The 6,630-nt window shown below is 41.1% G+C and carries 7 protein-coding genes; 4 read left to right on the forward strand and 3 right to left on the reverse strand.

All coding sequences use genetic code 11. The features are described from left to right. Positions 1 to 7: 7 nt before the first annotated feature. Positions 8 to 904 (forward strand): ABC transporter permease, encoded by an 897-nt coding sequence (locus EV579_RS16960; RefSeq protein ID WP_024425793.1) that lies wholly within the window; start codon positions 8 to 10, stop codon positions 902 to 904. A gap of 222 nt (positions 905 to 1,126) precedes the next feature. Here EV579_RS16960 and EV579_RS16965 read toward each other — a convergent pair whose 3' ends face one another. Beyond that, positions 1,127 to 2,200, reverse strand: a complete 1,074-nt coding sequence (locus EV579_RS16965; protein WP_024425203.1) for an FUSC family protein — start codon at positions 2,198 to 2,200, stop codon at positions 1,127 to 1,129. A gap of 247 nt (positions 2,201 to 2,447) precedes the next feature. Further along, complete coding sequence (locus tag EV579_RS16970) at positions 2,448 to 3,743, reverse strand: glutamate-1-semialdehyde 2,1-aminomutase (protein WP_133744905.1); 1,296 nt, start codon at positions 3,741 to 3,743, stop codon at positions 2,448 to 2,450. Positions 3,744 to 3,872: 129 nt separating this feature from the next. On the opposite strand from EV579_RS16970, the gene bcp reads away from it, so the two are divergent. Together bcp and perR are read left to right on the forward strand one after the other, a co-directional pair. After that, entirely contained in the window at positions 3,873 to 4,340 is a 468-nt protein-coding gene (gene bcp / locus EV579_RS16975) for a thioredoxin-dependent thiol peroxidase (RefSeq protein WP_024425791.1), read from the forward strand. 157 nt (positions 4,341 to 4,497) lie between these two features. Continuing rightward, positions 4,498 to 4,935, forward strand: a complete 438-nt coding sequence (gene perR / locus EV579_RS16980; protein WP_012009347.1) for a peroxide-responsive transcriptional repressor PerR — start codon at positions 4,498 to 4,500, stop codon at positions 4,933 to 4,935. A 36-nt stretch (positions 4,936 to 4,971) separates the two neighbouring features. Here the strand turns inward: perR and EV579_RS16985 are convergent, their stop codons facing one another. Next, positions 4,972 to 5,319, reverse strand: coding sequence for a YgzB family protein (locus EV579_RS16985; protein WP_024425201.1), 348 nt, complete (start codon positions 5,317 to 5,319; stop codon positions 4,972 to 4,974). Positions 5,320 to 5,508: 189 nt separating this feature from the next. On the opposite strand from EV579_RS16985, the gene EV579_RS16990 reads away from it, so the two are divergent. Next, positions 5,509 to 6,387: a nucleotidyltransferase-like protein gene (locus EV579_RS16990; RefSeq protein WP_024425790.1), complete on the forward strand. Its 879-nt coding sequence runs from the start codon at positions 5,509 to 5,511 to the stop codon at positions 6,385 to 6,387. The last annotated feature ends 243 nt before the right edge of the window (positions 6,388 to 6,630 follow it).

Raw genomic sequence — 6,630 nt, forward strand, 5'->3', positions numbered from 1 at the left:
TGACAATATGGAAGCACAAAAAGAGCTTGAACCACCTAATCCAAAAGATGAACGCTCTCAATCATTGATTCTTGAATCAATGAAGCAGTTCTTTCAGCATAAGCTGGCGGTCATTGGCAGTGTGATTGTCTTTTTATTTCTGATCCTAGCGATCTTTGCACCGCTCATTGCTCCTTATGGAATCAATGAACAATCACTCGGTGAGCGATTTAGTGCCCCTTCAGCTGCACACTGGTTTGGTACGGATGATTTCGGCAGAGATATATTTTCAAGAGTTGTGCATGGAGCACGGATTTCCTTATGGGTCGGTTTTTTCTCGGTCCTCGGGTCTGTCATTTTAGGCACACTGCTTGGATTGATAGCAGGCTATGGCGGAAGAGTGTTAGATGCTGTGATCTCCAGATTGTTTGATATTTTACTTGCTTTTCCTAGCATTCTATTAGCGATTGCTATTGTCTCCATCCTAGGCCCCTCCTTACAAAATGCCCTTATTGCCATTGCGATTATCAATGTCCCAACCTTTGGACGGCTCGTTCGTTCAAAAGTGCTGAGTATTAAACAAGAAGAATACGTGCTGGCAGCAAAGGCGGTGGGGATGTCACACCGCCGCATCGTTCTGCGCCACATCCTGCCAAATAGTATGGTGCCGGTCATCGTACAGGCGACGCTAGCGATCGGAACGGCAATTATTGAGGCAGCCGCTTTAGGCTTTTTAGGATTGGGGGCACAGGCGCCAAGTCCAGAATGGGGGAAAATGCTCGCCGATGCGAGACCTTATCTCGTTCAAGCCCCTTGGACATTATTCTTCCCAGGAATAGCGATCATGCTGACTGTTTTAGGCTTTAACCTGATGGGGGATGGATTAAGAGACACACTAGATCCTAAAATGAAGAAAATAAAATAAGACCGATTCTCAGAATCGGTCTCAGCGCGCGGGCAAACCCTCACATTCGGTGTCAGTACTGCGTGCCGGTGCTCACGAATACTCATTCGCTCCGGTACTCGTTCTTTCTAGACTGCAAAGGTTTTCAGGTCACGCTGAAAAGAAGACAAAGAGCTAAAATCAAGATCATTTTAGCTCTTTGTCAACAATTTAAGACCGATTCTCAGAATCGGTCTTTTCTATTTATGCTTCTTTTTCTTCTGTCTCGATTTCACTATCTTTTGGGTGATACGTCTGGAAGCTTGTAATCAATGTATCTAAATGTTCTAATTCATCACGGTATTCGATGATGCTGGACATGACATTCAGCATGTTGTAATCGAGTAAGTCGTTTTCTTGGTTTTGCTGATGCTGAATAAATGATTTCGTTAACGTCTCAAGGCGAAGAGAGCATTCATTTTGAAATTCATCATCCTGCGGCTTCATTTTTCCGACGAATTTCATCAAGGTGCGCTCATGCCAATACAGTAAATAATCAATTTCATCCGTTAAGCTTTCCCTGAAATGCTCTGGCATCAAATGAATTTCATTTTCTAATTTATGAAGCTTTTTCAGTAAATACAGAGCACGATTTGATGTCATAATGGCCTGCCTGAACAAAACAAGCTTTCTTGATTTGACATAGGTGGTTTTCTTTAAATAGCTTCGTTCCTCTTTGTATAACAAGTAAATATGATCTAATTTGATCATGCGTTCTTTTATTTGATCGATGTCATCCTTTAATGTGGAATGATCAGTAGACTGTCTGGAGGTCAGACGAATCCATTTTAAAATCTCCTCCGTATTTTCCATAATGTGATGAACAAGTTTTGTTTCATACTTTGGCGGCAGGAAGATTAAATTCACTAAAAATGAAGAGAGAACCCCTAACACCACAGTAGCTGTTCGAATTAAGGCAAAGGAAAGGAAATGATCCCCTGCACTTTCTAAAATCGCAATGACGGTTACAAGTGCAATTGGAATGGTGTGTTCAATCTTCAGCTTTAAATTAATGGCGATGACCATGACGGCGGTTAAACCGATAATGACTGGTCCTGTGCCAAAAAGCAGACCGAACGTAATGGCAAGCGCTGCTCCAATAATATTGGCTTGCACTTGATCAACAATGGTTAAAAAAGATCGATAAATTGATGGCTGGATAGCAAATACAGCTGCAATTCCCGCGAAGACGGGCGTTGGCAACCCAAGCCATGTTGCCAGGTAAAGCGCGAGTACAATGGCAATACCAGTTTTTAAAATACGGGCTCCAAGTTTCATTGGTTTTGTCCCTGCATTCCTTTCTTTTCGATAATAGATGATTACTCGTCATTTATCATTCATATTTTGATGAAACAACTAAGTAATATACAGCGGTCTTCCGAAATATTCAAGTGATTTTTGAAAGTTCATGAAAACATCTAAAGAAGGTATTGAGAAGAAATGTAACAGATTCGCACGCTTTTGACAAACAAGAGTTGGTAAATAAAAAAACAGGCGCATGTTTTTACGCCTGTTTTGGACTTCATTATGATTGTTTTAGCTGTGCAAATGCATGATCTACTGCTTTTAGCGTCTCAGAAATATCTTTTTCAGTATGTGCGATCGTTAAGAACCAAGCTTCATATTTAGAAGGAGCGAGGTTAATGCCTTGGGCGAGCATTAATTTGAAGAAACGGGCAAACATTTCGCCATCCGTATTTTCAGCCTGCTCGTAGTTCACAATCGTTTCTGTTGTGAAATAAATTGTGAGCGCTCCTTTTAAGCGATTCACTGTAATATCTACTTGATGCTTTTTGGCATGGGCTAAAATGCCTTCTTCTAACATAGCGCCAAGCTGATCAAGACGCTCGTAAACACCGTCTTCTTTTAACACTTCCAAGCAGGCAATACCTGAAAGAATGGATGCAGGATTTCCTGCCATTGTGCCAGCTTGATAGGCTGGTCCAAGCGGGGCAACTTGTTCCATAATTTCTTTTTTACCGCCGTAAGCGCCGATAGGAAGTCCGCCGCCAATAATTTTTCCTAATGCAGTGAGGTCAGGTTTTACTTGAAGCAAGTCCTGTGCACCGCCATACATAAAGCGGAAAGCGGTAATGACTTCATCATAAATCACCAGTGCGCCTTTTTCGTGTGTGAGGTCATTGACCTGCTGCAGGAAACCGTCCTTAGGCTCGACGATGCCAAAGTTCCCGACAATTGGCTCGACAAGGACAGCTGCTACTTCATCACCCCAGCGATCTAATGCTTCTTTATAGCTGTCAATATCATTAAATGGAACGGTAATGACTTCATTAGCGATACTCTTTGGTACGCCCGCTGAATCAGGTGTTCCTAAAGTGGAAGGACCAGAGCCGGCTGCCACTAGCACAAGGTCAGAGTGGCCGTGATAGCATCCGGCAAACTTAATGATTTTTGTTCTGCCTGTATATGCGCGAGCCACGCGAATCGTTGTCATCACCGCCTCTGTACCTGAATTGACAAAACGAACTTTGTCCAAAGCAGGCATGGCTTCCTTCAGCATTTTAGCAAAAGTGACTTCATGCTTCGTTGGTGTTCCGTAAAGGACACCTGTTTCAGCCGCTTTCGTGATGGCTTTTGTAATATGCGGGTGGGCGTGTCCTGTAATAATTGGACCGTATGCTGCCAGATAATCGATATAGCGGTTTCCGTCAACATCCCAAAAATAAGCGCCTTCTCCTCTTTCCATCGCAACGGGTGAACCGCCGCCTACTGACTTATATGAACGAGACGGGCTGTTGACACCTCCAACAATGTGCTCCAGCGCCTCTTGATGTAATTTTTCTGATTCTGTGAATTTCATAAATAGCCTCCTATCTCAACGTATCACGTCGTCTAACATTATTTTAACATGCCGATGCAAGCGTCCTTAGTTGAATATCCTCTCAAAATTGGATAGGCTAATTAAAAAATAGGTTGGAGGGATTGTGTCATGACAATCGAAGTAGGGCAGCAAGTACCTGACATTGAATTAACCGGTGACAACGGGGAGAAAGTAAAGCTTTCTGATTTTAAAGGAAAACATATTGTTCTTTATTTCTATCCAAAAGATATGACACCAGGCTGTACAACAGAAGCATGTGATTTCCGCGACCGCCATCAAAGCTTTGCAGAATTAGATGCTGTCATTATCGGCGTAAGCCCAGACAGTCAGGACAAGCACCAAAAGTTTAAAGAAAAACATGATTTGCCGTTTCTGCTGCTTGTAGACGATGAACAGAAATTGTCTGAAGCCTTTGGGGTATGGAAGCTGAAAAAGAACTTTGGCAAAGAATATATGGGAATCGAGCGTTCAACGTTTCTGATTAATAAAGAAGGCACGCTTGTGAAAGAATGGCGAAAAGTAAAGGTGAAAGACCACGTAGAGGAAGCGCTTGAGGAATTGAAAGCTCACGCTTAATATCCTTACAGGATGAGATCGGCAGTCATGCCGGTCTTTTTTGTAAAGAAGAATAGGTAAAAAAGAGGATTGTAATTGACAAAGTTTCGGCTCTGGGGGTACACTATTTATAAAGATTATAATATAAGAATATTTTTGAAGAGAGGTGCATGATGAAATGGCTGCTCACGAACTAAAAGACGCTTTAGATGCTCTAAAAGAAACCGGTGTTCGAATTACTCCGCAGCGCCATGCCATCTTGGAGTTTCTCGTAAATTCTATGACTCACCCAACCGCGGACGATATATATAAAGCACTTGAAGGAAAATTTCCAAACATGAGTGTCGCAACGGTTTACAACAATTTACGAGTCTTCCGGGAATCTGGATTAGTAAAGGAATTAACGTATGGTGATTCCTCAAGCCGATTTGATTTTGCGACATCTGACCACTACCATGCGATTTGTGAAAACTGCGGAAAAATCGTAGATTTTCACTATCCTGGCCTTGATGAAGTTGAACAGCTTGCATCCCATGTGACGGGCTTTAAAGTCAGTCATCATCGCTTGGAGATCTATGGAACTTGTCAAGAATGTGCGAAAAAAGAAAATCATTAATGAAAAAAGCTGACCGGTTAAATGGTCAGCTTATTTTTATGACTTTTTTCGATTGTAGGATTCATCAAACTCTTTACCTTCTAATGCTGGATCAAGTGTAAGCGGCTCCCTGCAATGCATGCACATGTCCACCCGCCCAAGCACTTTTGTTTCCTTCTCACAGCCTGGACAAACGACACGTACTGCCTTCGTAGAAAGCATACCAATCCAAAAGTAAACGGCTGTACTTAATCCAATCGATAAGACGCCAAGCAGCATAAAGAAAGTCGACAGCCAGATCGATTCCTTGAAGAACACACCGATATACATGATCAGAAAGCCAACAAAAACCAAACTAAGTGCAAATGTTCTGATTTTATTAATCTTACTGGAGTATTTCGCCATCCCTAGTCCCCCTTATCTCCAATATAGCACATTTTACCTTTCCGTTTGAATTAGTTATAGAGTTTTGTGAATAAATTGCTTATAATGATTCAATGATCTTTTTTCATGTATTGAAGGAATTTTGATTCTATGAGGAGAAATACATAGCATTAGAGAAGAACTTTACACCCGAGTATTGGAGGAATCACTATGGAAAATCTTCTCCGTCCTATTTATCAAGAGAGAGCAAGCCATCCAGACACATTAGCTGTGATTATAGTAGAAAGAAGACATAAAGTATCTTCTGAGACGGATAACTTTGATGCAGCACTTTTAGTCATCGTAAAAGAAGCGGAAGAGCCGTTATTTATCAAGCACTATGAATCCGATCACCAAACAGCTTCTTTAAACGTTGTCACAGATGATCAACTGAAGGAATGGATTACCCTCGGTACTAACCGCCGAATCATCGATTGGATTTTGAATGGCAAAGTCCTGTTTGATCGAAATGAATATATCTTCAACTTAATTGATGAACTAAGTACATTCCCGTTTTCAAACCGCAAGCTCAAAATCGGTTTAGAATATGGCAAGCTCATTCGCAGATATATAGAAGGAAAAGCATTTTTTGAGTCAAATCAATTCCTTGATGCATATAATTCCATTGTGCATGCCCTGCATCACTTAGCACGTATTGAAGTAATTGATAAAGGCTTTCACCCAGAAGTGACCGTTTGGAACCAAGTGCGTCATATGGAGCCGGAAGTATACAAACTTTATTCAGAACTGATTGAAAGCCATGAAAGTCTGCATAAGCGTTTGGAACTTTTATTTTTAGCAAATGATTTTTTGATCCATTCAAAAGCAGAAATTGGTGCCGCTCATTTGCGTCATGTCATGGAACAGAAGGATATATGGCTTTTTGGTGAGCTTCTTGCACACCCTGATCTAAAGTATTTCACGCCTGACCTTAGCGTTATGATTGATTTCTTTGTGGAAAAAGGAATTGTTCAAGTGGAGCCGATAGAGACAAAGGGACAAAAAATCTATCATCGAGGATATTTTGTGAAAAAAGATATTGACGCATGAATATTATGATGGTATATTATTAAACGTCGCTAACGAGCAACTGAGTTGCTTTGAAAGAAAAGCTGACAAAAAGAAATTCTAAAAAACGCTTGACGCACACGGTGCTCAAATGTTATATTAAGAAAGTCGCCTCTGAGCGATAACGAAGATGATCTTTGAAAACTAAACAAGACAAAACGTACCTGTTAATTCGAGTTTTTATAAAAAAATCCTATGATACTTCATAGGTAGTCAGTCAAACTG

Origin of the sequence: Bacillus sp. BK450, assembly GCF_004364885.1 — a bacterium.
GTDB lineage: Bacteria > Bacillota > Bacilli > Bacillales > Bacillaceae > Bacillus > Bacillus safensis.

Excerpts from the sequence above, each read along its gene's own strand:
- EV579_RS16970 (WP_133744905.1), bottom strand. The coding sequence starts at position 3,743 with ATGAAATTCACAGAATCAGAAAAATTACATCAAGAGGCGCTGGAGCAC.
- EV579_RS16990 (WP_024425790.1), top strand. The coding sequence starts at position 5,509 with ATGGAAAATCTTCTCCGTCCTATTTATCAAGAGAGAGCAAGCCATCCA.
- EV579_RS16985 (WP_024425201.1), bottom strand. The coding sequence starts at position 5,319 with ATGGCGAAATACTCCAGTAAGATTAATAAAATCAGAACATTTGCACTT.
- EV579_RS16965 (WP_024425203.1), bottom strand. The coding sequence starts at position 2,200 with ATGAAACTTGGAGCCCGTATTTTAAAAACTGGTATTGCCATTGTACTC.
- EV579_RS16960 (WP_024425793.1), top strand. The coding sequence starts at position 8 with ATGGAAGCACAAAAAGAGCTTGAACCACCTAATCCAAAAGATGAACGC.
- bcp (WP_024425791.1), top strand. The coding sequence starts at position 3,873 with ATGACAATCGAAGTAGGGCAGCAAGTACCTGACATTGAATTAACCGGT.
- perR (WP_012009347.1), top strand. The coding sequence starts at position 4,498 with ATGGCTGCTCACGAACTAAAAGACGCTTTAGATGCTCTAAAAGAAACC.